Annotated in this window: 3 protein-coding genes and 1 pseudogene; all 4 read right to left on the reverse strand. The window is 38.2% G+C overall.

Going from position 1 to position 2,912, the window contains the following annotated elements; all coding sequences use genetic code 11:
- The coding region (locus HMPREF2794_RS08345; protein WP_305764430.1) for an RHS repeat domain-containing protein at positions 1–847 on the reverse strand (847 nt) is incomplete at its 3' end.
- Between the two features lie 220 nt (positions 848–1,067).
- Complete coding sequence (locus HMPREF2794_RS08350) at positions 1,068–1,790, reverse strand: hypothetical protein (protein WP_109115110.1); 723 nt, start codon at positions 1,788–1,790, stop codon at positions 1,068–1,070.
- Between the two features lie 179 nt (positions 1,791–1,969).
- Complete coding sequence (locus HMPREF2794_RS08355) at positions 1,970–2,632, reverse strand: hypothetical protein (protein WP_070751319.1); 663 nt, start codon at positions 2,630–2,632, stop codon at positions 1,970–1,972.
- A pseudogene (locus HMPREF2794_RS28895) lies at positions 2,610–2,912 on the reverse strand (hypothetical protein); the annotation flags it as partial. The gene HMPREF2794_RS08355 and the pseudogene HMPREF2794_RS28895, both read right to left, overlap by 23 nt.

Here is a 2,912-nt window from a genome sequence, read left to right on the forward strand (position 1 = left end):
TCTCATCAACATAGCACAACGGACTATTCATACAATAACTGTACCGATTGAAAGCCTGAGTGAAATCCAGCATTTGCACATAAGGATCAGGAGTCAAGAAACGCCCTAACACCGGATCATACAACCGGGCATTCATATTAATCACTCCGAACATTTCCAAATGCTCGTGCCCCGTATAGCCTCTGCCCAGCAGTAATTTCGGAGCTGCACCAATAGCGTAAGCCTTTAGCGTTGAAGGATTACGTCTACATCCCCAGGCATCGAAATTGTTTTCTTCCACAATGTTACCCTGTGCATCTGCGATTTGCAAAACACTACCTAAATAGTCACGATGAATAAAGTAAACCGATGATATGTCACCTTTCTTCATCAACACAGCAGAAGCGTCATAATACCCCCCACCAAGATAAAGACGTTCATGCATACCTGTACTGTCAACATCCAGTTCATAGTTGCCACCAAGATAGTAACGGGTCAGCAGATTCCGGGAATTGTCAGAATATTGCATCCGTATGCGGTCATGATTGGCATTATAAGTCAAAACAGCTTTTTGCGTGCCACGTGCGATGACAGAAGGACGCTCGGCAGCGGTATATGTAATATCAATACCGTAATTAATACGATCTTCCGATAAAGGAGCCAGTCCCGTCACTGCATAAGGACGGTTAGGATTTGTATACACCAATTCTCCCGCATCACCTTTCTGACGAATATTACCACAATTGTCATATTTCACCACTTTATCCCCAAAAGTGGAAAGGCGGTTTAAGGCATCATAACCAAAGCTCTCGACCAGACTTCTTGTTACAATTGAACGAATAACTGCGCCGCATTCCTCCAGTGACATTTTTTCAACATTCAAGATGAGATCTATCCAAGGGGCGACTTTAGTCGTGCAATCGTTCTAGCCAAATAACTATTCTGTTGTCAAGCCACTACCTTTAGAAACGACAGAAAAACAAACAAAATATACAATATCATTCAGCATGAAAACAAAGTTTCTTCATGCCAAGATAATACTAAAAGCCCCCAATAGCCAACGAATACCAGAGTAAAAACACTCATTATTATTCGCTCATTGAAATTCCACTTTCATGAAGCCCTATCATTTGTCTAAAATTATCAGCAAACTCAAGATAAGACTTTAGTCCATTATTATTAACTATGTGAGCCTCTCCATTCTCTTCCGATAATTTTTTTAATATATCTATCTCATAATCTTCAAGGTAAGAAGAAGCAGAAAGTTTTTTAATGAATTCATCTATGCATTCCAAAGCGCGCTTGTTATTACCATTCAGATAATGAAATATTGGTAATAAGTAGCCATCTCCTTGACTATATTTACCTATTTCCAAACCATAAATCAATTCTGTTCTATCTGACAGTAAATCAAGATAAGGAAAACCGTAGTTAATAATGGCATCAGCCATACTGTTCGCCTCTTTTGTCACGTCTTCATTATCAGAAAAGCGCCATTCCCTATAAGAATTTTCCGGCATCAAATAGCCAAGAGCAGATCCAACCATAAGACCAACATATTCTGGATATTTTGTTTTTTCCAAATTCCTTAGATGTAATTCCAATTTGTTGACATCCTTATATATAACACCAATAGAAGGATTCAAATATCGGACATGCTTCTCTCCATACGTAGCAATGCCAAATCCTATATTTTGAATAATATCCTCATCAGCCATTCTCACAAAATAGTCATACCCCCTTTTTTTAAATCCATATTTAACTAAACGCTCATTTAATATAGATTTAATTTTTGTCATTTGTTCTTTCATATCAATTATCTAATAAAATATTACAAATATAATTATTTTTTTCAATATCATGGAAGATTATATACAAAACTTATATACTTCCATTTATTATTTACACTCAGCCAGAAGTTCTTTGCAAATAACAATAAACAAATAAGCCTTTACATTTCACAAAAAAGTATCTGACCGAGTATAGGATATTAGAAATAGTGTTTTACTATTATTACATAGTTACCTGTATATGGTATTCCTATGTTATTCTGAAAATGAGGAACTTGCAAAGCATTTCGTCCAACAGGCGTGAATTGTGGATGATTAAAAATCATTTTAGGAAGATTAATTTTCTGATTAGGAGTAAACCCTGCACTAGCACCATTTTTAACTTCAAACAAATGTAACTTACCATCTAGCTCACCAGCAAAATCAAACCTATTACGCACCATAATAGTTTTACCATTAGAAAGAGTATGAGGTAAATCCACGCTAACTTCTGTCTGATATACAGTTCCACCATCTTCTACAAACTCTTTCATAGCTTCTTTTACACCGAGTTGCCCTTTATTATAAGAACTCATAGAAGTGCCATTCATGTTATTAAGTAAAGGATCATCCGGTAATGATTGGAGTACATTACTAGGAGAAAGAGACAAAGCTTCAGGATGCTCAATCACATTTATCGGTGTATTCTTCAACGAGAATGCATTTCTTCCTTGAGCAATATCTTGTCCAGACCATACATTCTGACCTTTAACAAACGACATACCACCGCCAATCAATCCACCTGTGACGGACCCCGCTACAGCACCATTCAATGCCCCCTTAAATCCATTAGACCAAGCATCACCAATATTTCCTCCGCCCATTAATGTATTTCCGGAACCAAGGACGAAACCTGATGTCCCACCACCAACGCCCCCCCCCAATAGCTCCTCCGATAAATCCGCCACCAGCGAATGCACCTCCCGTAACTGCACCAATAGCACCCGCTGCACCACCAACAGCAAAATACCCAAGCCCCTGCCAAACATTATCAATACTATCCCAATGAGTAGCTACATTGATTACTCCACCAATAACAGCCGCAGCCACAACCCACCAAAACTCACCATTCTCATCAACATAGCACAACGGACTATTCATACA

Source organism: Bacteroides sp. HMSC067B03 (assembly GCF_001811315.1).
Lineage (GTDB): Bacteria > Bacteroidota > Bacteroidia > Bacteroidales > Bacteroidaceae > Bacteroides > Bacteroides faecis.